General features: G+C 64.9%; 18 protein-coding genes. 4 read left to right on the plus strand and 14 right to left on the minus strand.

Features of this window, described 5'->3' with window-relative positions; all coding sequences use genetic code 11:
* Positions 1-37: 37 nt before the first annotated feature.
* On the minus strand, positions 38-862 hold the full coding sequence (locus CBM2588_RS17195; protein ID WP_115681647.1) for an alpha/beta fold hydrolase: 825 nt from the start codon (positions 860-862) through the stop codon (positions 38-40).
* A 294-nt stretch (positions 863-1,156) separates the two neighbouring features.
* Here CBM2588_RS17195 and CBM2588_RS17200 point away from each other — a divergent pair, with 294 nt between their 5' ends.
* Positions 1,157-2,122, plus strand: a complete 966-nt coding sequence (locus tag CBM2588_RS17200; RefSeq protein WP_115681648.1) for an AraC family transcriptional regulator — start codon at positions 1,157-1,159, stop codon at positions 2,120-2,122.
* Here the strand turns inward: CBM2588_RS17200 and CBM2588_RS17205 are convergent.
* A complete protein-coding gene (locus CBM2588_RS17205; RefSeq protein ID WP_115681649.1) occupies positions 2,107-2,847 on the minus strand; it encodes a FadR/GntR family transcriptional regulator in 741 nt (246 codons plus the stop codon). The genes CBM2588_RS17200 and CBM2588_RS17205 overlap by 16 nt on opposite strands.
* 256 nt (positions 2,848-3,103) lie before the next feature.
* Here CBM2588_RS17205 and uxuA point away from each other — a divergent pair, with 256 nt between their 5' ends.
* On the plus strand, positions 3,104-4,144 hold the full coding sequence (uxuA, locus tag CBM2588_RS17210) for a mannonate dehydratase (protein ID WP_115681650.1): 1,041 nt from the start codon (positions 3,104-3,106) through the stop codon (positions 4,142-4,144).
* 47 nt (positions 4,145-4,191) lie between these two features.
* Positions 4,192-5,211, plus strand: a complete 1,020-nt coding sequence (locus CBM2588_RS17215; protein ID WP_115681651.1) for a Bug family tripartite tricarboxylate transporter substrate binding protein — start codon at positions 4,192-4,194, stop codon at positions 5,209-5,211.
* 86 nt (positions 5,212-5,297) lie between these two features.
* On the opposite strand, the gene CBM2588_RS17220 is transcribed toward CBM2588_RS17215, so the two are convergent.
* Entirely contained in the window at positions 5,298-6,491 is a 1,194-nt protein-coding gene (locus CBM2588_RS17220) for a CaiB/BaiF CoA transferase family protein (protein WP_115681652.1), read from the minus strand.
* Positions 6,492-6,528: 37 nt separating this feature from the next.
* Positions 6,529-7,428: an enoyl-CoA hydratase/isomerase family protein gene (locus tag CBM2588_RS17225; RefSeq protein ID WP_231942181.1), complete on the minus strand. Its 900-nt coding sequence runs from the start codon at positions 7,426-7,428 to the stop codon at positions 6,529-6,531.
* A gap of 71 nt (positions 7,429-7,499) precedes the next feature.
* Here CBM2588_RS17225 and CBM2588_RS17230 point away from each other — a divergent pair, with 71 nt between their 5' ends.
* Positions 7,500-8,354 (plus strand): LysR substrate-binding domain-containing protein, encoded by an 855-nt coding sequence (locus tag CBM2588_RS17230; RefSeq protein ID WP_115683633.1) that lies wholly within the window; start codon positions 7,500-7,502, stop codon positions 8,352-8,354.
* Positions 8,355-8,368: 14 nt separating this feature from the next.
* On the opposite strand, the gene CBM2588_RS17235 is transcribed toward CBM2588_RS17230, so the two are convergent.
* The 10 genes from CBM2588_RS17235 to CBM2588_RS17280 form a co-directional block, all read right to left on the minus strand.
* The gene (locus tag CBM2588_RS17235) at positions 8,369-9,418 is read right to left on the minus strand and encodes a Bug family tripartite tricarboxylate transporter substrate binding protein (RefSeq protein ID WP_115681653.1); all 1,050 of its coding nucleotides are present in this window, start codon (positions 9,416-9,418) and stop codon (positions 8,369-8,371) included.
* A gap of 49 nt (positions 9,419-9,467) precedes the next feature.
* Positions 9,468-11,321: an acyclic terpene utilization AtuA family protein gene (locus tag CBM2588_RS17240; RefSeq protein WP_115681654.1), complete on the minus strand. Its 1,854-nt coding sequence runs from the start codon at positions 11,319-11,321 to the stop codon at positions 9,468-9,470.
* 83 nt (positions 11,322-11,404) lie between these two features.
* A complete protein-coding gene (locus CBM2588_RS17245; protein ID WP_115681655.1) occupies positions 11,405-13,507 on the minus strand; it encodes an acetyl/propionyl/methylcrotonyl-CoA carboxylase subunit alpha in 2,103 nt (700 codons plus the stop codon).
* Positions 13,508-13,522: 15 nt separating this feature from the next.
* On the minus strand, positions 13,523-14,689 hold the full coding sequence (locus tag CBM2588_RS17250; RefSeq protein ID WP_115681656.1) for an acyl-CoA dehydrogenase family protein: 1,167 nt from the start codon (positions 14,687-14,689) through the stop codon (positions 13,523-13,525).
* A gap of 89 nt (positions 14,690-14,778) precedes the next feature.
* Positions 14,779-16,332: an acyl-CoA carboxylase subunit beta gene (locus CBM2588_RS17255; RefSeq protein WP_172583693.1), complete on the minus strand. Its 1,554-nt coding sequence runs from the start codon at positions 16,330-16,332 to the stop codon at positions 14,779-14,781.
* A 412-nt stretch (positions 16,333-16,744) separates the two neighbouring features.
* A complete protein-coding gene (locus CBM2588_RS17260) occupies positions 16,745-17,860 on the minus strand; it encodes a CaiB/BaiF CoA transferase family protein (RefSeq protein WP_172583625.1) in 1,116 nt (371 codons plus the stop codon).
* A gap of 123 nt (positions 17,861-17,983) precedes the next feature.
* The gene (locus tag CBM2588_RS17265; protein WP_115681659.1) at positions 17,984-18,976 is read right to left on the minus strand and encodes a Bug family tripartite tricarboxylate transporter substrate binding protein; all 993 of its coding nucleotides are present in this window, start codon (positions 18,974-18,976) and stop codon (positions 17,984-17,986) included.
* A 26-nt stretch (positions 18,977-19,002) separates the two neighbouring features.
* Positions 19,003-19,413, minus strand: coding sequence for a Zn-ribbon domain-containing OB-fold protein (locus tag CBM2588_RS17270; RefSeq protein ID WP_115681660.1), 411 nt, complete (start codon positions 19,411-19,413; stop codon positions 19,003-19,005).
* 3 nt (positions 19,414-19,416) lie between these two features.
* A complete protein-coding gene (locus CBM2588_RS17275; protein WP_115681661.1) occupies positions 19,417-20,577 on the minus strand; it encodes an acetyl-CoA acetyltransferase in 1,161 nt (386 codons plus the stop codon).
* A gap of 7 nt (positions 20,578-20,584) precedes the next feature.
* The gene (locus tag CBM2588_RS17280) at positions 20,585-21,745 is read right to left on the minus strand and encodes an acyl-CoA dehydrogenase family protein (RefSeq protein WP_115681662.1); all 1,161 of its coding nucleotides are present in this window, start codon (positions 21,743-21,745) and stop codon (positions 20,585-20,587) included.
* Between the last annotated feature and the right edge of the window lie 5 nt (positions 21,746-21,750).

The following is a 21,750-nucleotide window of genomic DNA, read 5'->3' on the forward strand; positions in this document are numbered from 1 at the left end:
GAAACGAGGCCAGCCATGGAGCCTGGCCTCGTGCTGATCAGGAACGGAGAAATGCCAGCAGGTCCGCGTTGATGATTTCGGCATGCGTGGTAGGCATGCCATGCGGGAAGCCCTTGTAGGTCTTCAGCGTGCCGTTGCGCAACAGCTTTGCCGAGAGCGGGGCGGAGTCGGCGTAAGGGACGATCTGGTCGTCGTCGCCGTGCATTACCAGCGTTGGCACGGCAATCTTCTTCAGATCTTCCGTAAAGTCCGTCTGGGAAAAAGCAACGATGCCATCGTAGTGTGCCTTGGCGCCGCCCTGCATGCCCTGGCGCCACCAGTTCGCGATCACCCCTTCGTCCGCCTTGGCACCCGGGCGGTTGTAGCCATAAAAGGGGCCTGCAGGGATATCGCGGTAGAACTGCGCCCGGTTCAGGGCCACCTGCGCCTGGAAGCCGTCGAAGACTTCCTTCGGCAAGCCGTCCGGATTGGCTTCTGTCTTGACCATCAGCGGCGGCACAGCGGCAATCAGGACGGCCTTCGCGACGCGGCTTTCGCCGTGTCGCGCCAGATAGCGCACCACTTCGCCGCCGCCGGTCGAATGCCCGACGTGGACGGCGTCTTTCAGGTCCAGGTGAGCCGTCAGCGTTGCCAGGTCGTCGGCATAGTGGTTCATGTCATGGCCGCTGGCGGTCTGGGTCGATCGCCCGTGGCCGCGTCGGTCATGCGCAATCACGCGGAACCCATGATTGAGGAAGAACATCATCTGCGCGTCCCAGTCGTCCGCGCTCAGCGGCCATCCATGAGAAAAGACAATGGGCTGGCCGCTACCCCAATCCTTGTAGAAGATATCCACACCATCCTTGGTCCTGACCGTCTGCATGGCATTGCCTCCCAGTTGATTGCCCCTGTTCGCAGGAGCGGCTATGAACGTCTTTCGGCCTTACAGCCAGATGGCGTGGTGCATAAATCACCTTGATGCGGGCAGCGCGTACCGTGGTCACCGGCCTTTTTCAAGCCCATGGTTTGCTCGCGTCTGTCATCTCGCCCTCATTTCCATCCCCCACTGCTGGCCATCATTCCTTGAAAACTTAATCCCTGGCTACGTAAAATCGGCAAATGTCGCCCGGTCTTTGCACGGCCTCCGGATTTGAACTACCAGCCAGGGAGCGATCCATTGACACAACTGGTCTGCCCGGAATTCGATGAATTCGAGGCCGCGCTTTACGGCGTCCAAGGAAGATACGTGTTGCGCGCCAGGCCGCAACGGGATTGGCGACTGAAGCTGATCGACCTCAACGGGGTGGCGATCATGATGGGCCGCGAGGGGGCGCCCACAGCGTATTCGGGCATCGGCATGCCTGACTACTTCAATATCTTCATTCCTCTCAGTGCACAGCAATGCACTATCGTCGATGGCCAGGCTTTCGACGCGCAGACCGTCGGATGGATGGCGCCCGACCTGATGTTCCACATCGTTGCAGAGCGGGCCGCAAGCTGGCTGACAGTGGCGATCTCCGCAACGTTGGTGATGCACTGGGTCCACACGCATGCCGACGAGTTCGACGCGGCGCTGCTGTCCAACAACCTGGTGTGCACCGGGCGCCGGGGCGTGATTGCACTACTGACGACGATATGGCGAATCATGCGTGTCGAGCGCGATGATCCGGCCCAATTGCGCTATCCAGGCGCTGAACTCGCTGCACGAACCGAGCTGGTCGACCTGGTGTTTCGCGCCGTGCTTGCGATCGATGAAGGCGCTGCCAGTATCCGGCAAACGCCGCGCCATCGGCAGATTCTCAGCCGGGCACTGGACCTCCTCAATCTGATGGGGGAAACGCCAATCCTTGTTAGCGATCTCTGCGCGGCGGCCGAAGCGTCCGAGCGCAGCGTCCGCAACGTATTTCATCGATACCTGGGCATGGGGCCTCACCGCTATCTGGCGCTGTACCGCATGCACGCCATCCGTGAAGCGCTATGCAACGCTGCGCCTGGCGACACGGTCTCCGGCATCTGCGGACGGTTCGGTGTATGGGACTTCGGTCGGTTCGCCGCTCTCTACAGCGCCCACTTCGGCGTTCTGCCATCGCAGACGCTAAGGGCTCGCCGCGCCCGACGGGCTATCCCTCAACGCCACGCCTGAGTGAACTCGCTGATCACCCTCTCCAGGTGGTTACGCATTGCGGCTCGCGCCGCTGTCGCGTCGCGCGCCATCACCGCCGCGAAGATGCGCTGATGGTCTTCCTGCGATGCCTCCCGCAGCCCCGTGGTATGGAAGTGTTCCTCGATCTTGCCCCATAGCGGATCGCGGCGCCCGCTGTCCCACAGTGCGGTGACCATATGCAGCAGAACCCTGTTGCCGGTCGACTCGGCCAGGCACAGGTGGAACTGCCGGTCCGCCGCCTCGTTGGCCTGCTTGTCGTCCATGTGCTCGCGCATCAGGCTCAGGGCCGCGAACATACGGTCAAGGTCGCCGTCCTTGCGCTCGCTGGCCGCCAGGCCGGCGATTTCCGATTCAATCAGCGCCCGGGCGCGCAGTGATTCTATCGGCCCCGGCCGCCAGGGCATCTCGAACGGCTCGCGATTGGGCGTGGGCGCTTCCGCGCAGACGTAGATCCCGGAGCCGCCGCGCACTTCGACCAGCCCCTGCACCTCCAGCGCGATGATGGCTTCGCGCACCAGGGTACGGCTGACGCTGAACCGCTCGGCCAGCGTGCGTTCGGACGGCAACCGCATGCCGGCGGAGAACTCTCCGGATGCGATCAGTGCCTGCACCTGGCTGGCCAGGCTCAGGTAAGAACGGTCGCTGGCCGCTGGCGGGTTCTCGACTGTCGGACGGGTTACAAGATCGCTGGTGGAATGTGGCATCGCAGGTAAGTGGGCGGCTGCCTGATGTGATCACCGGTTGACCACTCGCCACACGAAGGCATGGGCAGGGCAGTGCCTGATGCAGACCATGGTAAACCATGACGGCAAAACTGGGCAACCTGTTCATAATTGGTGAACCAAATAACCCAATCCGGTACACCAATGCCGCGCGTTTCTCCCGGCCATGACGCGCGCCAGGTCAGGCCGGATTGCCTTTCAGCCCTCTTCATCAGAATCGCCCCAAGGAAGCCCACCCATGAAGATGTCGTTCCGCTGGTTTGGCCCGACCGACCCGATCCCCCTCGAATACATCCGGCAGATCCCGGGCATGACCCACATCGTCTCGGCCATCTATGACGAACCGGTCGGAGAGGTATGGCCGCTGGACAAGATCCTGGCGCTTAAGTCCACCATCGAGGCGGCTGGGCTGCAGTTCAAGGTGGTGGAGTCGGTTCCGGTTCATGAGGACATCAAGCTCGGCAAGCCGACGCGCGAGCGGCTGATCGCGAACTACCAGCAGACCATCAGGAACCTGGCCGCAGCGGGCATCGAGGTCATCTGCTACAACTTCATGCCGGTGTTCGACTGGACCCGTACGGAACTGGCAAAAAAGCTCGATGACGGCTCGACCTGCCTTGCCTTCAGCACCCGCGAGGTAGACCAGGTCGACGTCAGCCAGGGTATCGCCCTGCCCGGCTGGGATTCCAGCTACGCGCCAGGAGAACTGCAGTCGCTGCTCGCCGAGTATCGTGACATCGACGAAGGCAGGCTCTGGGAGCACCTGGAGCATTTCCTGCGCGCGATCATTCCCGTGGCCCGGGAGTGCGGCATCAAGATGGCCATTCATCCGGACGATCCGCCGCGCCCCATCTTCGGACTGCCGCGCATCGTCAAGAACCGCGACGACCTGGCACGCATCCTGAGCATCGTCGACACGCCGGCAAACGGCCTGACGCTGTGTTCCGGCTCGCTTGGCGCCGGCCCGCAGAACAACGTCGAGGCGCTGGTGCGCGAGTTCGGCGGCATGGGGCGCATCCACTTCGCCCATATCCGCAACGTCAAGATCACGCCGGAGGGCGATTTCGAGGAAACCGCCCACCTGTCGAGTTGCGGATCGCTGGATATTGCCGCGATCGTCAAGGCGTACCACGACGTCGGCTTCCAGGGCTATTACCGCCCGGACCACGGCCGCATGATCTGGGGCGAGACGGGCAAGCCGGGATACGGCCTTTATGACCGGGCACTCGGCGCGGTCTATATCAATGGTATGTGGGAAGCGATGGAAAAGACGGCCTGAAGCGCCGTGGGGCCGAGGCCCAGTCAAAACATAATCGGAGACCTGTCATGACAATCACCAAGAAATCGCCCGTGAATTCGCGCCGTTCGGCGTTGATCCTGAGCGTCGCAGCGCTCGGCCTTGGCGCGCTGGCAACGACCGCCGCGTGGGCGCAGACCAACTGGCCGACCAAGCCGGTAACGCTGCTGGTGGGCTTTCCGCCCGGTGGCCAGACCGACTTCGCGGGACGCGCGCTGCTTAACGGCCTGCAGAGTTCGCTCGGTCAGTCGTTTGTCATCGACAACAAGGCCGGCGTGAATGGCAATATCGCCTCCATCGAGGTCATGCGCGCGGCGCCCGACGGAAACAAGCTGCTGGTAGGCAACGGCTCGATGACGATCATGCCGCACGTCTACACCAAGCTCGGCATCGTCGATCCGCAGAAGCTGACGCCGATAGGCGTGATGCTGCAGTCGCCGCTGGTGCTCGTCGTGCCCGCCAGTTCGCCCATCAAGAATTACGCGCAGTTCGTCGAGGAGGTCAAGGCGCGCGACAAGTCGGGCAAGACCATCGACTATGGCTCGGGCGGCACCGGCGCATTGCCGCATGTCACGATGGAACTGCTGCGCGAGCGCATGGGCGGGCCGAAGATGAACCATGTTCCCTACAAGGGCAGCAGCCCGGCTATGGTCGACCTGATGGCCGGGCGCCTGGATGCGATGTTCGATGCCACGTCGGTCGTCGCGCCTTTCATCAAGTCGGGCCAGTTGCGGCCGCTGATGGTAACGGGACCCAAGCGCGTGGCCATGATCCCGGACGTGCCGACGGCCACCGAGAGCGGCATCAAGGACTTCACCATCATCTCGTTCATCGGCCTGTACGGACCGCCGGGCCTGAGCCCCGACATCGTCAAGAAAGCCAACGGCGCATTGAATACGGCGCTGAAGGACCCGGCCGTCGTCAAGAGCATCGTCGACCGCGGCGACGAGCCCGGCGGCGGCACGCCCGAGCAGCTCGCAACGCTTACCCGCACCCACTACAAGATGTGGGGCGAGGTGGTGAAGGCCAACAACATCACGGCTGATTAAGGCTGCGCAGGCCGGTGAATGCCGGTCTGTCGCCAGTGCTGCGTCGCGGCACTGCGCAAGGGTTGGTTAAGAAAATTACTGCCACATTACGGAATATGCCTTCGCTGAAGCGCCACGCCCTGGTCAATTAGCCGTTCAATTTGTGAATCGGTAAGGCCTGCCTCGCGCAACACCTCTACCGTGCTGGCGCCGATCTCTTGCGGCGCCTCACGGTACGTTGCCGGCGTGCGGCTGAGCTTGACGGGAGAGGCGACCGACTTGAAGTTGCCGATTTCGGCCACCATGCCACGGTGCGCGGTATGCGGGTGGTTCAGCGCCTCGACCACGCTGTGGATGACACCGCACGGCACGCCAACCGCCACCAAGCGCTCGAACAGCGACTGCGCTTCGAAGCGGCTGAAGGCTGCCTCAAGATCACGCTTAAGATCAAACCGATGCACGGCTCGCTGAGCATTTGTAGCGTAGCGTATATCAACCGCCAGTTCAGTGCGGTCCACCGCTTCGCACAGCCGCTGAAACTGGCCGTTGTTGCCGACTGCGAGATAGATGGGCTCTGTGGCGGTCGCATAGGTATCGTAGGGTGCGATGTTCGGATGGCCATTGCCGGACCGCATTGGAGCCTTGGCGGTGAATAGTGTGTTGATGGAGTGTGGGTATAGCGAAAATAGAGCGTTGTCGTACAGAGCCGACTCGATGGACTGTCCCCTACCGCTGCGCTCACGCTCATGCAAGGCCAGCAACACGCCAATCACGGCGCTCAACCCGGTCGTCACGTCGACGATCGGCACCCCGACACGCGTGGCCGTGCCATCCGGGTCACCGTTGATGCTCATGATGCCACCGAGCGCCTGCACCGCGGCGTCGTAGCCGGGCAGCCCGCCGAGCGGCCCCGTCGCGCCGAAGCCGGTGACACGGCAATGGATGAGCTTCGGAAAGCGTGTGGAGAGCACGTCGTCATAGCCCATCTCCCAACGCTCCAGCGTGCCAACCTTGAAGTTTTCAATCAGCACATCCGCGTCAGCAAGCAATCGCATCAGCACTGCGCGTCCCTCTGGCAATGCCAGGTCGAGGCATACCGTGCGTTTGTTACGATTGATGCCGGCGAAGTACGACGCCATCCCAGCCTCATTGAATGGGGGGCCCCAGGTACGCGTCTCATCGCCCATCGGACCCTCTACCTTGATCACGTTTGCACCATGATCCCCGAGAATTTGCGCGCACAAGGGACCGCCAAGTACCCGTGAGAGATCCACGACCTTCACGCCGTCCAGTGATGCCATTGTTCCGTGCCTCCTGAATGTTGTTCGACGCTTTTGTTCAATTCGCCGCCAAGGGCGGCAGTTCGGCTCCCACGTTCCAGCGCGCTGGCCGGCGCTCCCGCGCCGCTGTCACGCCTTCCACCGCCTCCGAACGCATTTGCTGTGCAAACTTGATTGAGGCGGCATCGAGGTAGTTTTCCAATGCGTTGTGCGACTCGGCTGACAGCGAGCGAGCCTGTGTCAGCAGGGACTTGGTCAAGACACTGGCCGCGGGTGCCGTGGCCACGACGAATTCCAGAACTTCCTGCACGCGCGCCGGCAGTGCCTCCTCAGATTGTGCAAGGTAGTCCAGCAAGCCGATGCGGTGCGCCTCCACTCCATTGATCCGTTCACCGGTGAGCATGAGGCGGCGCGCAACCTGAACGCCAACGCGTGCGCTGACGAAAGGGAGGATTTGCCCGGGCACCAGACCAATACCTGCCTCCGGGAACCCGAACCGTGTGCCGGGAGAACCGACGGAGATGTCCACCGCGCATACCAGGCCAGCACCACCGCCCATGGCGGCCCCATGCACACTCGCTACCGTAACCTTCGACGACCGAGTGAGCCGGGACAGGAACTCGCCATAGCGACGGTTGCCAACCGCAATCGGGTCCTGGCCATCCGCGCCAGGCTTCACTGCCAGGCGGTCCTCGATATTGCCGAGATCTCCACCAGCACTGAAGGCCTTGCCTGCCGCGGTGAAGAGAATGACCCGTACGTCATCCATCTGTTCGGCCCGGTCAACCGCCTTTGCCAATGCGGCAACCATGTCGGCACCCAGTGGATTCCTCGCATCGGATCGGTTAAGCTCGATGCGAAAAACTGCGCCGTGAACGCCAGTGCGAACGAATGGCGCCGCCGCGGCGGCAGACCGGCCTGCAGCTTCGATGGGTGTGGGGGATACGCTGGAAGTCACGCTGTTCAATCCTGAAGGTTAATGTTAGGAATCAACGCCTCTTGCAAGCCGAGGCCGCAACGTTATTCGACATGAGCTTTCGCAACCTTGACATCGGCCTGCTTCGCACCTTTGTTGCCGTGGCGGAAAAAGAAAACTTCGCTGTGGCGGCGGAACAGGTTTTCCGTACCCAGGCCGCCGTGTCCCAGCAGATGCAGAAACTGGAGGCCGCGCTCGACTGCGAATTGTTCGAGCGTGTCGGGCGCAGCAAGCGTCTTACCATGGCGGGCAGCAGACTTCTCGACTACGCGCGTCGCATCGTCGGCCTGAACGATGAGGCCTATCGCGCCATGACCCAGAGAGCCTTCGACGAGCCTGTGAAAGTCGGAGCTTGTGCTGACGCCGTCGACTCGTTGATTCCCGAGTACCTGAAGATGTGTGCCGAGGTTTTTCCCGGTCTGCGCGTGGACATCCAGGTTGGCCGCCGCCGTTGGCTGACCTCGTCCCTGCGCCGGGGCGAGATTGATCTGGTCGTCATGCTTGATCCGGTGCCGAATCCGGAGTTCGATCAGGTCGTGCTGCGCACCTCTCCCGTCACCTGGATCGCCGGCGCGCGGTATCACCATCAGCCCGGCGCGCCGGTACCGCTTGTGCTCATCGAAAGAGATTGCCCGTTCCACAGCATGGCAATCAAGTCCCTGTCGGAAGCCAGCATCCCCTGGCGTATTGCCTTCCAGACCTCGACGCTGGCAGGTATTCGGGCTGCATTGCGAGCGGGCATGGGGATCACGCCTCGCACCGTAGAGATGCTGGCCCCGGACCTGAAAGTCCTGGACCCTCACTCGGGCATGCCAGCGCTGCCGACCATCAGCTACCGGCTTTATGCGCGCACCGGCAGGCTTAGCGAGAGCGCACTGAGCATCGGCCGCCTGATTTCGCCGCGCTGAACGAGCTACGGGCTTCATGGCTGCTGCATCCCTGCGTCGACGATGATTTTTCCCCAAAGCCTGGTGTCGCGCCGCTGCAGCTCCTGCAGATGCGTCGGCGCGACCTTGGCCGGAATCAGCCCCTTGCCCACCAGGAACTGGCGCCCGCTGGACGAGTCGAGCGTCTCCGCGATCCAGCGCGACAACAGCCTGGCCACGGGCTGGGGGGTCGACGCGTTGGCGCTCCAGATGGCGATCCACGAACTGACGTCGAAGTCCGGGAAGCCGCTTTCCGCCAGCGTCGGCACATCGGGCAACGACGGCGCGCGTTCGGCGCTGGAGATCGCCAGGGCGCGCACCGTGCCAGCCTGGATCTGCGGCAGCGCCGTGACCATGTCGCACAGGTAGTAGTCGAACTGGCCGCCGATCAGGTCCGTCATGGCCTGGCTGCTGTTCTTGTAGGGAACGTTCACCGCCTTGACACCCGCTCGCTGCTTGAACAGTTCACCGGTGATGCGGCCGCCCACGTTGGCGCTCGCAAAGGACAGCGAACTGCTCTCCTTCCTCGCCAATGCCAGGAACTCCTTGAACGTCGCCGCTTGAACCCGCTTGGGATTCACGAGCAGCACGAACGGGGTACTGGCCATGGTCGCCAATGGCGTAAAGTCGGCTTCCGGGTCGTACGGAAGCTTGCGGTAGATGGTGGCATTTGCCGCGTGTGTCGATGAACCGGACACCAGCAGCGTGTACGCGTCAGGGGCGGCTCGGACCGCGGTCTCCGCTGCAATGTTGCCGTCGGCGCCGGCCTTGTTTTCCACGATCACGGGCTTACCGGCACGCCTGGAGAGTCCGTCGCCCACGAAACGGGCGATACTGTCCGAGGCACCGCCCGCGCCATAGGCAACGATGATGCGCACGGGCTTGTCGAGGCGTTCGGTGCCGGCAGCGGGCGATGGCTGGGCGATGGCTGCGGCGCCCCACAGGAGAGCAGCCAGGCCGATCACCACGGACGCGCCATACTGTCGCCGAGGACGCCGCCGCGCACTGCTCTGAGCCTGCCAGGCTGATGGGTAAATCGCTTGCATCACTCGTGTCTCCTGGTTCGTTGTGTGTCGCGAAGTGCCTGCCGCCCGGTCAGCGAGCGGCGGCTGCTTCCCGGCTCCCTTCGGGCAACAGCTCTGCCGGGCATTCGATTTCCATGTCCAGCAGCATCTGTGCGTAGCACTTTCCCAGCGGATCGGAACGCAGGCTGCAGGAGCCACCGCCGCCCAGTGCCTTTTCCAGTACGAAGTTGAAAGCGCCGATTTCCGGAAGTTCGTACCGTGTCACCGGTCCTTCAATCAAGTGCGCAAAGTAGTCGCGTACCCGCTCCGCCGTCGCCTGCGCGCTGACCACCGGCAGCCAGGCGGGGTCCCGCACCATCAATCCGATATTGGCGTCGTTGCCTTTGTCACCACTGCGCCCGACCGCCAGCGTGCCGAGCGGAATACGCACGAGGCAGCCCACGTCCGGTCGTTGTGCATCCCCAGCGAATGTGACGGGCACGTGCGCAGTGATTGCCGGCCGCTCCGAGGACGTGCCACCCACTGGCACCTCCACGGTTGTCGCCGGCTCGTCGGCCATCTTCCATTGCACCGTCACTTCCTGCTTGGGAAGCAGGAACGAGACCGTGCGGATCACGCTCTGGATATCGGAGCGTCCGCCGAAATGGCTGCGCGTGCCAGGCCCCATCGATGTGCCGGCGGACGCCGCCTCCTTCTGCAGGAAAGCCAACGCCTGCCGGTCATTGTGCTGGGCGGCAATGCGCAGCACCACTTCGCGGCTGTCCCGCACGCGGCGGTGCGGCCCGTACATGGATTCCGCGCCCAGCAGTTCCACCAGGGTCTCGCTGTAGTCGGCGTGGCCGCTCCTGGCCATCAGGGTGCGGCTGCGCGCAAGCAGGGCCTGCGCCGTGCGTTCGGCCTTCTCCAGCGCCCGCTGCCCGCGAATCGCCATCATCAGCGCAATCTGGTAACCCTGCTGGTAGGTGGCGGTCACCTTGAAGCAATCGCTGGGCGCCCTCCCCCGCGCGCCGCTGACGCGCACCCGCCCGCCGCTGGCCTCGAAGCCCGGCAGATCCTCGATCCGGACTTCGGAGAAGTCGCAGATGACATCGGGCAGCGCATATGCCTTCGGGTCACCGATCTCGTAGAGCAATTGCTCGCCCACGGTCTGGCGCGTCACCAGCCCGCCCGCGTCGCCCGGCTGGTAGAGTTCGAACACGCCGTCGGCGGTCATGCGGACCAGCGGATATCCGATGTTGGTCCAGTCCGGCACGCGCTCCCAGTCCGTGAACAGCCCACCCGTGGCCTGCGCGCCGCACTCCACCAGATGGCCGGCAAGGCTGCCCTGCGCCAGCCGGTCGTAGTCCTGCATTGACCACCCGAACTCGTGGATGGCGACCCCGAGCAGCGCGGCGCTATCCACGCAGCGGCCGGTGACGACGATGTCCGCGCCGGCGTCCAGTGCCTGGGCAATGGGCAGGGCGCCGAGGTAGGCGTTGGCTGACATCAGCCGGGGAAGCCCGGCATCGGCCTCGTCGCCGGGCCAGGGCAGGAAGCTTTCCTGAAGTGCCAGCACGTCGTCGCCGGACACGATAGCGACCTTAAGGTCCAGTCCTTGCTCTCGCGCCAGGGCAAGGATGGCATCGCGGCAGCCCGCCGGGTTAAGGCCGCCTGCGTTGGACACCAGGCGCACCCCACGCTGCTTCAGCGCTTGCAGGTGGGGCTTCAGCGCCGCGCTGACGAAATCCGTGGCATAGCCCAGTTCCGGCGCACGAAGGCGCGCGCGCTGAAGGATCGCCATGGTGGTTTCGGCGAGGTAGTCGAAAACGAGGTAGCCCAGTCCCGGCTCCTGCAGCAGTTGCGGGACGGCGATCTGCGAGTCGCCCCAGAATCCCGATGCGCCACCAATGACGATCGCGCGGCCGGGTTTTGCGTTCTGGACCATTCATGCTCTCCTGTAGTGAGTGTCTGGACCCGCCCGTGGCCGTGCCCCCCGCGCGTCCGCTCTGCATCCGGGCTTCCATGCGGTCAGGTCGCGCCCTCGGCTTCGACCTTTCCCGCTTCGGCGTCCACGCCGACTTCGATCAGCACCTGTCCCGCGTTGAGTTGCATGCCCTCCCGGGCAAGCAGGCGCACGATGCGCCCAGTGCTCGGCGCTGCCAGGGGCATTTCCATCTTCATCGACTCCAGCACGACCAGAGTCTGGCCGCGCTCGACGGCGTCGCCCTCGCCAACCAGGACGGCAACCACGCGCCCGCTCATCGGCGCCCGTACGCTGCCACCGACGGATTCGCCGTCGCTGGCAGCGAAGCGCGCCAGCCGCCGGAACACGAACGTGTCGGCGCCATCCTGCAGCCACCATTCGTCGCGTCGAGGCGAGCTGCACGTCAGCTGGCGGTACACGCCATCGACCGCAAGCCCGAGCGTTCCGCCATGTCCGCCGGCCGAGCTCCCGGTCGGCTCCCAATGCACATTGGCAACGCTGCAGGCGGGCTCTGCCTCGCGCGCTTGCGCATCCGTCGCGTTGCGCGCGGGCGTCGGATCGCCCGATCGGAAACGGATGACGACTTCGCCCTGGTCCGCCGATGGCCGCAGTTCCACCGCGCTGGCCGTCCCTTGCGCCGCGGCGCCTGCGCCGCTTATGTGCGTGGCATCCATGAGCCACAGCGCCCGCGTTTGCGCCGGGCCGGCCGGCAGCCGCTGCATGCCGGACGCGCCGCGGCCGACCGCGCCCGACAGCAGCAAGGCCGCCGCGGCGCGTACATGCACCGACGGCTGCGCGCGCCACGCCGGACCGCCCATGTCTTCGCCAGCCAGAAAATCCGTGGTGACCTCGCCGGCCACGAAGCGCGGATGGCGCAGGCAGCGCGAGAGCAGGCCAAGGTTGGTTCGGACACCCAGCAGCGCCGTTCGCTCGCAGGCACGGACCAGGCGGTGAATGCTTTGTTCGCGCGTCTCGCCCCAGGACATGATCTTCGCGACCATCGAGTCGTAATCGGACCCGATCTCCATGCCGCCGTGCAGCGCGCTGTCAACGCGGATGTCGGGCGCCGGGCGCCAGACATCGACGCGGCCCACCTGGGGCAGGAAGCCCGCCGCGGGATCCTCCGCACACAGCCGTACCTCGATGGCATGGCCGCACATGCGCACATCCTCCTGCCCGAACGCGAGCCGCTCGCCCTGGGCGATGCGCAGTTGCTGCTCCACCAGATCAAGCCCCGTGACCAGCTCCGTCACGCCGTGCTCGACCTGAAGCCGCGTGTTCATCTCCATGAAATAGAAGCGGCCTTTTCCATCCAGCAGGAATTCGAGCGTGCCGGCGCCCGTATAGCCGATGGCCTCGCAGGCGCGCACCGCGACCTCTCCCATCGCCCGGCGCAGCTCGGCGTTCACCGCGGGCGAAGGCGCTTCCTCGATGACCTTCTGGAAGCGCCGCTGTGTCGAACAGTCGCGCTCACCGAGGTGCAGGCAGCGGCCATGCTCGTCGCACAGCACCTGGATCTCGATGTGTCTTCCGCGTTCGATGGCGCGCTCGATGATGAGCTCGTCAGAGCCGAACGCGCCTGCCGCCTCGGAGCGCGCCTGTTTCAGCGCCGCCGGCAAGGCCGTGGCGTCGCGGACGACCCGCATGCCACGGCCGCCCCCGCCTGCCGCGGCCTTCAGGATGACCGGGAAGCCGATGCGCTCCACCGCGGCGAGGGCCGCCTCGTCGGAGGCACAGCCCTGTTCTCCCGGCACAGTCGGCACCTCGGCCTTTTGCATGGCCAGCTTTGCCTGTGCCTTGTTGCCCATCAGCGCAATGACGTCTGCCGAGGGTCCAACGAAGGTCAAGCCCGCATCGGCAACTGCCCGCGCGAACTCCGCGTTTTCGGACAGGAATCCGTAGCCCGGATGTATCGCCTGGGCGCCGGTGCGCCGGCATGCCTCGATCAGCGCATGGGCATGCCGATAGCTGCGGGCGGCGTCGGCCGGTCCGATGCGCACGGCCAGATCAGCCTCGCGCACGTGACGGCCACCGGCATCGGCGTCCGAATAGACGGCAACCGTGCGCAAGCCGAGCTTGCGCGCGCTGCGCAGGACCCGCAGTGCGATTTCCCCCCGGTTGGCGACAAGCAATGTGTCGAAGCGCATGTGATTCTCCCCTGATCAGGCCGATCGCTTCGGCAGGATTCCCATGTGCTTGCAGATGATGGTCAGCATGATCTCGTCGGCGCCGCCGCCGATGGAGATCAGGCGGAGGTCGCGCCAGGCGCGCGACACCCGGTTGTCCCAGGTGAAACCCATGCCTCCCCAGTACTGCAGGCAGGAATCGGTCACCTCCCGGCACAAGCGGCCGGCCTTGAGCTTGGCCATTGAGGCTAGCTCGGTCATGTCGCCGCCAGACATATGCACCTGGGCCGCGCGGTAGATGACGGATCGCAGCAGTTCGACTTCGGTCTTCAGTTCGGCGAGCCGGAAATGGACCACCTGGTTGTCCAGGATCGAACGCCCGAACGCCTTGCGCTCACGGGTGTACTCGATGGTCTCGTTGATTGCATTGGTGAGCGCGGTGACCCGGCGGGTGGCGCCGCTGAGGCGCTCCTCCTGGAACTGGCGCATCTGGTAGGTGAAGCCCATGCCTTCTTCCCCGATGCGATAGCGCTGGGGCACCCGAACGTCGTCGAAGAATACCTGCGCGGTATCGGAAGACCACATGCCGACCTTCTTGATCTTGTTCATCGTGATGCCGGGACGCAGCTTCCCGTTCTCCCTCAGCGGCAGGCAAATGAGCGACTTGTTGCGGTGGACATCGCCCTCGCTGGTATTCGCCAGCAGGCACATCCAGTCGGCCTGCAGCCCGTTCGTGATCCACATCTTGGAGCCGTTGATCACATAGTCGGAGCCATCCTTGCGCGCCGTGGTCTTCAGCGATGCCACGTCCGAACCCGCCCCGGCTTCTGACACGCCCAGGCACACCACGAAATCTCCCGCAACGGTCGGCTTGAGAAAGGTCTCCCGCAACTCGTCCGAGCCGAATCGTGCCAGCGCCGGCGTGGCCATGTCGGTCTGCACGGCGATGGCCATGCCGACGCCGCCCGCGCTGATGCCGCCGATGGCCTCGCAGAATGCAATCTCGTAGGAGTAGTCCAGCCCCATGCCGCCGAATTCCACGGGCTTGTTCACGCCGAGATAGCCCGCCGAGCCGAGCTTCTTGAACACTTCGTGCGCGGGAAAGATTTCGTCAGCCTCCCATTTCTCGACAAAGGGTTCGATCTCCCGGTCGATCAGCCTGCGCACGCTGTCCTGCAGCGCGATGTGTTCGGGGGTCATCATGGTTGGTGTCTCCTTGTGTTTTCGAAAGGATGGGGCGCAGGCCGCCTGCCAGACATGCGGCCTCAGGCGGTGCGCACCCGCCGCTGTGTTTAGAGGCGGGCGACGCCGAACTGCATCGGCTGTACGGCGCGCTGCCTGGCCTGTGCCACCGTGGCGAGCGCCATGGCCAGCCACGCGCGCGTTTCCCTCGGGTCGATGATCCCGTCATCGAGCAGCATGCTGCTGGTGTGGATCGCACTGGACTGGCGTTCAAACGTGGCAACGATGTCGCGGCTCTCGGCTTCTATCGCAGGTTCGTCGACGGGGCGCCCGCTGCGGCGCGCGGCGTTCTCGGCGACCAGGCGCATGGTCATGGCGGCCTGCTCGCCGCCCATGACGGCAGTGCGCGCATTCGGCCACGAGAAAAGAAAGTCTGGGCGGAACGCGCGGCCGCACATGCCATAGTTGCCGGCGCCGAAGGACGAGCCACACAACAGGGTCAGGCGCGGCACCGGCGCATTGGACAGCGCCTGGATCAGCTTCGCGCCGTGCTTGATCATTCCTGCCTGCTCATGCTCGCGCCCAACCATGAAGCCGGTGATGTTCTGCAGGAAGACAAGCGGCCGGCCCAACTGGACGCACGACTGGATGAACTGCGCCGCCTTGGTGGATCCGTCGCAGTCGAGCGGTCCGTTGTTCGTCAGGATTCCCACGTCGTGTCCCTGGATGCGGGCGTGGCCGCAGACCGTATGGATCCCATACATCGCCTTGAACTCCCTGAATCGCGATCCATCGACAATGCGCGCAATCACTTCGCGCATGTCGACCGGCGTCCGGGTGTCGGCGGGCATCAGTTCCAGCAGATCCTCGGCAGGCTTGAGCGGCTCGTCCCAGCTCTCGCCGCCCGGTGCCTCGCGCCAGCCGATCGTGTCCATCACTTCGCGCAGGCGGGCAATGCCATCGAGGTCGTTGTCGGCCACGTGATCGGCGAGGCCTGAGACGCTGGCGTGCATGTCGGCCCCCCCGAGTTCCTCGTCGGTGGCCTCTTCGCCCGTCGCGGCGCGCAGCAGCGACGGGCCGGCCAGGTATGCATGGGCTTGGCGCCGAACCATGATGACGTGGTCGGATAGCCCCGGCAGGTAAGCGCCCCCGGCCGCCGAAGATCCATGGATGAGAGACACGACCGGCACGCCGGCTGCGGACAGCCGCGCCAGGTTGTAGAACATGCCGCCACCCACGACAAAGCGTTCGACCCGATACTTGCGCAGGTTGCCGCCCGCGCTTTCCACTAACTGGACAAAAGGCAGCTTCTGGGCGAGCGCAATTTCCTGTGCCCGAATCAGCTTCTGGCCGGTCAGCGCCTGCATCGCACCGGCACTGATGCCGGAATCGTTCACGGCGATCATGCAACGCACGCCTTCGATGAAGCCAATGCCGACAATGAGTGCGGCGCCGGGTACGCTGGTGGACGGGTCCGGATTCTCGATCCCGCAATAGCCGCAAAGGGTCATGAGTTCGTAAAACGGCCGGTCGGCGTCCAGCAGGTGCGCGAGCCGCTCGCGTGGCAGTAGCTTGCCTCGCGCGTGGAATGCGTCTGCCGCGCTTGCGGACTTGCTGACCGCCCGTTGCTCCAGCTCGCGCACTTGGCTCAGCATAGCCAGCATGTGCTCGCGGTTGCGTTCTGCTGCGGACACCGTAGCGCGCACGCCCGGAATCGATGCCGCTTGAGTGAAACTGTTTTCGTCCATTTTCTGCCTTTATGACATCCTTTTTTGCTGGCTGGTACGAGAGTTCGAAGCAGGTCTGATGACTGGATGATGATCTGCCTGCACCAGGAGTTCCAGTTAGAAATCCCTCCGGATTTAATAAGAGAATCTTATGTGTCGACGACATGCGCGGGAGCGACGGCATCGCACGCATCGGCGCGGCGAATCAGGTGCTGTGACGGAGGTGTGCGTGGAAAGCAAGAAGGACTGCCCAAGCGCAGAATCACCCAGGGCAGTGGCGACGCGAGACGGTCGCAGCCGCACGCGGCGGTTGCGAATACCGGAACGCCGCAGGAAGCAACAGCAATAGTCAGGTCGCTTTCCAGGCGTCGCCAGGTTGGCCGGTGCCGATTGCGGCCATGATCTCGCCAGTGTGCTGGCCGCGCCGTGGAATCGCGCCCGCCACCATGGCCTTGCCATCGAAACGCGGCGCGGGCGCAGCCTGCAGATGGCCCTCCGCCTGGAAGTAGACACCTCGCGCGGCCAGGTGCGGATGCCCGGCGGCCTCTTCCGGGCTCAGCACCGGGCCGAAACACACGTCGGTGTTTTCCAGCAGTGCGCACCATTGCGCGCGCGTCTTGGTGGCAAAGAGTTCCTCAAAGTGCCTATGCAGCTCGGTCCAACGCTCGCGGTCCCATTGCCGGGCGAAACGCGGATCCTCGGTCAGCCCTAATTTTTCCAGCAGCAACGCGTAGAACTGCGGCTCGATCGAGCCGAGCGTGACGAACTTGCCGTCCGCGCAGCGATAGGTCGAATAGAAATGAGAGGCATCGTGGATATTGTTGCCGCGCTCGCCGGTGATGAAGCCCTTGCGGGCCGTCGACAGCAGCAACTGCAGCATATGGGCCGAGCCATCGACGATCGATGCGTCGACGACGGTGCCCTTGCCCGTGGCGCGGGCATTGAGGATGCCCGAAAGCAATCCCACTGCCAGGTACAACGCACCGCCGCCGACATCGCCTACCACCGTGATGGCCGATGATGGTGGCTCAACGGGCCCGCCCTGGTAATACATCGCGCCGGAGAGCGAAATGTAGTTGTTGTCGTGCCCGGCCGCCTGTGCCAGCGGACCGGTCTGGCCCCACCCCGTCATGCGCCCGTAGACAAGACGCGGGTTGCGCGCCAGGCAAACGTCCGGGCCCAGGCCCAGCCGCTCCATGACGCCCGGACGCATGCCCTCGATCAGCGCATCGGCATCCTGGACCAGCGCCAGCACGAGCTCGCGACCCTCGGCCGTCTTCAGGTCGGCGACCACTGAACGCTTGCCCCGGTTCAGCACATAGCCGTCCGCGGACGGCGCTGCGCCGTTGGCCGGCGTGGCGCGCTCCACCGCGATGACGTCGGCGCCGAGATCGGCAAGGTGCATCGCGCAGAACGGGCCCGGGCCGATTCCGCAAATCTCGACGACTTTTACACCGGAAAGCATGGGCAGTTCTCCTGAATCAGCATGAAGGTGGAGGTTTGGGACTGTATTTCGGAGCCTTTCCGCAGGGGCCTTGCCACGCCAGTCTCGCCCGAAACGACAGGGAGTCCTGGCGGGCGGTATCCTTCAGTCAAGCGTGATGCGCGCCTCGCTGGCGATCCGTCCCCAGATCTCCGCATCGCGCCGCATCAGCTTCAGGAACGCCTCGGGCTCCAGCGTTCCCGGCTCCAGTCCCAGTTCGCGAATCGCGGTCTGCATCGCGGGCCTGGCCAGGATGGTCAGCACCGCGGTGGCAAGCTTGTCCCGCACCGGCTTCGGCGTGGCCGCGGGCACGAACAGGCCGTACCAGCCGTTGGGCTCGTAATCGCGATAGCCCAGTTCGGTGAACGTCGGCGCGTCCGGCAGCAGCTGCAGCCGACGCTCGCCCGTCACGGCCAGCACCCTGATCTTCGGCGAGCTGAGCGCGGCCTTGCTGCTGGCCACATCCACAAACCCCGAGCTCACCTGCCCGCCCAGCAGGTCCTGGGCCAGCGGCGAGCCGCCCTTGTAGGCAACATGGGTCAGGTCCACCTTCGCCTGCATGCGCAGCAACTCGCCGTGCATGTGGGAGGAGGTCCCGTTGCCATAGGAGCCGTAGCTGAACTTGCCTGGCCTGGCCCTGGCCTCGGCCACCAGCTCCCCCACGCTGCCGACGCCGGACGATACCGGCGCGACGAACACGTCCGACGAGAGCGCCAGGCGCGCCAGCGGAGCCAGGTCGCGGAAGGTATCGTAGGGCAGTGACTTGTACACGCCCTGCAATTGCACCAGCGGCGTCGCGCCCAACAGCAGCGTATAGCCGTCCGGCGCGGCCTTTGCCACCCCGCCTGTGCCGATCGTGCCGCTGGCACCCGGCTTGTTCTCGACCACCACCGGCTTGCCCCACATCGCCGTCAGCTCGCGGCCGAGCAGGCGGGCCAGGGTGTCGGATCCGCCGCCGGCCGGGAATGGCACGACCAGCCGGATGGGCTTCTGCGGATAGGCGAAACCATCGAGTGCATGACTCAGGCCCGGCAGCGCTGCGAAGCAGGCGATCGCGAGCAGCGCGGCCCGCCGCCGCGGTGAAGTGATAACAGCCATGGACGTCTCCTCAGATCAGGATCGGGTCAGTCGATCAGTTCGAACTGCGGCAGGCTCACGTCTTCGCTCGCCTTCTCGAACACCACGCGCACCCGCTTGCCGATGGCGACGGCCTCGGGCGATGCGTTGAGGATGTTCGCCATCATCCGCACGCCCTCGTCCAGTTCGACGATGGCAACCACATAGGGCAGCCGCGCCTTCATGAAGGCGTTGGGGGCACGGTGGTTGACCGTAAAGGTGTAGATCGAGCCGAATGCGGAGACCTCGGCCCATTCCACCTGGTCCGACCCGCACGCCACGCACAGAGTGCGCGGATAGAACTGGCGGTGGCCGCAGGCGCGGCAGCCTTGCACCACAAGGCGGCCCTGCGCCGCGGCTTGCCAGTAGCCTGTGGTGATCTCAGTGGGACGCGGCAGGGGACGTTGTGCTTCGCTCATGCTTCAGACTCCGAGGATCATGGTGGTGTTGCAGGAGAAGACGAGTCCCGGCGCATGGCACAGCGCCAGTTCGGCGCCGGGCAACTGCCGCTCGCCGCACTCGCCGCGCAGCTGGCGCACGGCCTCGATCAGCACGAACATGCCGAACATGCCCGGATGCCCGTAGGACAGTCCGCCGCCCGAGGTGTTGATCGGGAAGCGGCCACCCGGCCCCAGCGCGCCGTCGGCGACAAACGCCCCGCCCTCGCCACGCTGGCAGAAGCCGAGTTCTTCCAGCGACTGGATGACGCCAATGGTGAAGTGGTCGTAGATCTGCACCACGTCGATATCGTCGCGGGTCACGCCGGCCATGCGGAACGCTTCATCCGCCGTCTGAGCAACGCGGGTGTCGAGCCAGTCGGCCGTATTGAAGGGGGTGTAGTGGTGCGAGAAGGTCTCGGCCGCGCCCATCACGTAGACAGGCTTCGACTTCAGGTCGCGTGCACGATCGGCGGAGGTGATGATCAGCGCGCCACCGCCATCGGTGACGAGGCAGCAATCGCGCGTACGCAGCGGCGATGCGATGACGGGCGACGTCATGACCTCTTCAATGCTGGTTTCCTCCCTTCGGTACGCCTTGGGATTGAGCTGTGCCCAGCGCCGCGCCGCCACTGCCACCTCGGCAAGGTCCCTGGTCGTGGTGCCGTAGCGATGCATGTGCAACTGGGCGACCATCGCGTAATAGCCGACCGGGCTGAGCTGGCCATAGGGCGCGATGAACTGTCCACGCGGTGAGTCCGGTGTATCCGCGGCGACGGCGCCACTCTTGCGCGAGCCGTCGGACAGTTGCGTACTGCCATAGGTCACCAGCGCCACCGAACACATGCCGGCGGCAATGGCCGCCATCGCATGACGGATGTGCATCAGGTTGGACATGCCACCGACGTTACTGGAGTCGACGTACCGTGGCTGGATGCCGAGGTATTCGGCCAGCTGCACGGTGGCAAAGCGGTCATCGGTATGCGCGAACACGGCATCCACATCGCGCAGCGACAGCCCCGCGTCCTGCAGGGCCAGCCGCGCGGCCTGCGCCTGCAACTCCAGTGCCGTCTTGCCGGGCACCTTGCCCAGGTCGGATTCCGCGGCACCGACGATGGCGACCGAGCGAGAAAGGTTCTTGGTCATGGTGAATTCAGAGTGCGCGCGCGATGACTTCGCGCATGATTTCGGCCGAACCGCCGTAGATCCGGTTCGGGCGCACGTCGGTGTAGGCACGGGCGATGGGGTATTCGCGCATATAGCCGTAGCCGCCAAAGAACTGCATCAGGTCATCGATGGCGCGCGTGGCCTCGCCGGCCCAGAATTTGGCCATGGCAGCGCCATCCGGCGTCAGCGTGCCGGCCAGGTATTGTTCAAGGCAGCTGTCGACGAAGGCACGCGTGGCACACGCATGCGTCTTGATTTCGGCCAGGCGGAAGCGAATGAACTGGTTGTCGATCAGCGCCTTGTCGAAGGCACGGCGTTCCTTGACATGCGCAATGGTCCAGTCAAGCGCCACCTCCAGCGCCACGGCGCAACGCAAGGCGATCAGCAGGCGCTCACGCACCAGCCCGCTCATGGCGTAGCCGAAGCCGGCATTGCGCTCCCCGACCAGCATGTCGTCCGGCACGAAGACGTCCTCAAAGAAGAGTTCAGCGGTGTCCTGGGCTTTCTGGCCGATCTTGTCCAACAGACGGCCGCGGCTGAAACCGGGGCTGGTGGTGTCGACCCAGAACAGGCTGATGCCGCGCGCACCGGCGGCCGGCTCTGTCTTGGCGAATACCAGCACACGGTCAGCGTGGTAGCCATTGGTGATAAAGGTCTTCTGGCCGTTGAGCCGGTAACCACCATCCACCTTGACAGCGCTGGTGCGGATGGCCTTCAGGTCGCTGCCCGCCCCCGGCTCGGTCATCGCGATCGATCCAACCACATCGCCGCTGGCCATGCGCGGCAGGAACTCACGCTTCTGCGCCTCGGTGCCGAACTCCAGCAGGTACGGCGCGACGTTCTCCGAGTGCGTGGTGAACCCGGTCACGCCGCTGGCCAGGGCCCGGGCGATCTCTTCCACCACGATGGCGCTGTGCAGGAAGTCGCCGCCGGCACCGCAGTAGGCTTCGGGCAAGCCGGGGCACAGCAGGCCGTGGGCGCCGGCATCGCGCCAGACATCCCGCGGCACCAGGCCGGCGGCTTCCCATTCGGCGTGTCCGGGCATGACCTTGTCAGCCAGGAAACGGGCGACGCTGTCGCGATACATCTCGTGCTCCGGCGCAAACATCTTGCGCGGCGCGTGGTAGCTGGCTTCTTGTCGGGACATGGCAT

The organism is Cupriavidus taiwanensis, from assembly GCF_900250075.1.
GTDB classification, from domain to species: domain Bacteria; phylum Pseudomonadota; class Gammaproteobacteria; order Burkholderiales; family Burkholderiaceae; genus Cupriavidus; species Cupriavidus taiwanensis_C.

Coding starts and splice junctions, on each gene's coding strand:
- CBM2588_RS17230 (WP_115683633.1), top strand. CDS start 7,500: ATGAGCTTTCGCAACCTTGACATCGGCCTGCTTCGCACCTTTGTTGCC.
- CBM2588_RS17265 (WP_115681659.1), bottom strand. CDS start 18,976: ATGGCTGTTATCACTTCACCGCGGCGGCGGGCCGCGCTGCTCGCGATC.
- CBM2588_RS17255 (WP_172583693.1), bottom strand. CDS start 16,332: ATGCTGGCTATGCTGAGCCAAGTGCGCGAGCTGGAGCAACGGGCGGTC.
- CBM2588_RS17205 (WP_115681649.1), bottom strand. CDS start 2,847: ATGCCACATTCCACCAGCGATCTTGTAACCCGTCCGACAGTCGAGAAC.
- CBM2588_RS17195 (WP_115681647.1), bottom strand. CDS start 862: ATGCAGACGGTCAGGACCAAGGATGGTGTGGATATCTTCTACAAGGAT.
- CBM2588_RS17235 (WP_115681653.1), bottom strand. CDS start 9,418: ATGCAAGCGATTTACCCATCAGCCTGGCAGGCTCAGAGCAGTGCGCGG.
- CBM2588_RS17280 (WP_115681662.1), bottom strand. CDS start 21,745: ATGTCCCGACAAGAAGCCAGCTACCACGCGCCGCGCAAGATGTTTGCG.
- CBM2588_RS17245 (WP_115681655.1), bottom strand. CDS start 13,507: ATGCGCTTCGACACATTGCTTGTCGCCAACCGGGGGGAAATCGCACTG.
- CBM2588_RS17275 (WP_115681661.1), bottom strand. CDS start 20,577: ATGACCAAGAACCTTTCTCGCTCGGTCGCCATCGTCGGTGCCGCGGAA.
- CBM2588_RS17270 (WP_115681660.1), bottom strand. CDS start 19,413: ATGAGCGAAGCACAACGTCCCCTGCCGCGTCCCACTGAGATCACCACA.
- CBM2588_RS17240 (WP_115681654.1), bottom strand. CDS start 11,321: ATGGTCCAGAACGCAAAACCCGGCCGCGCGATCGTCATTGGTGGCGCA.
- CBM2588_RS17220 (WP_115681652.1), bottom strand. CDS start 6,491: ATGGCATCACTGGACGGCGTGAAGGTCGTGGATCTCTCACGGGTACTT.
- CBM2588_RS17215 (WP_115681651.1), top strand. CDS start 4,192: ATGACAATCACCAAGAAATCGCCCGTGAATTCGCGCCGTTCGGCGTTG.
- uxuA (WP_115681650.1), top strand. CDS start 3,104: ATGAAGATGTCGTTCCGCTGGTTTGGCCCGACCGACCCGATCCCCCTC.
- CBM2588_RS17250 (WP_115681656.1), bottom strand. CDS start 14,689: ATGATGACCCCCGAACACATCGCGCTGCAGGACAGCGTGCGCAGGCTG.
- CBM2588_RS17260 (WP_172583625.1), bottom strand. CDS start 17,860: ATGCTTTCCGGTGTAAAAGTCGTCGAGATTTGCGGAATCGGCCCGGGC.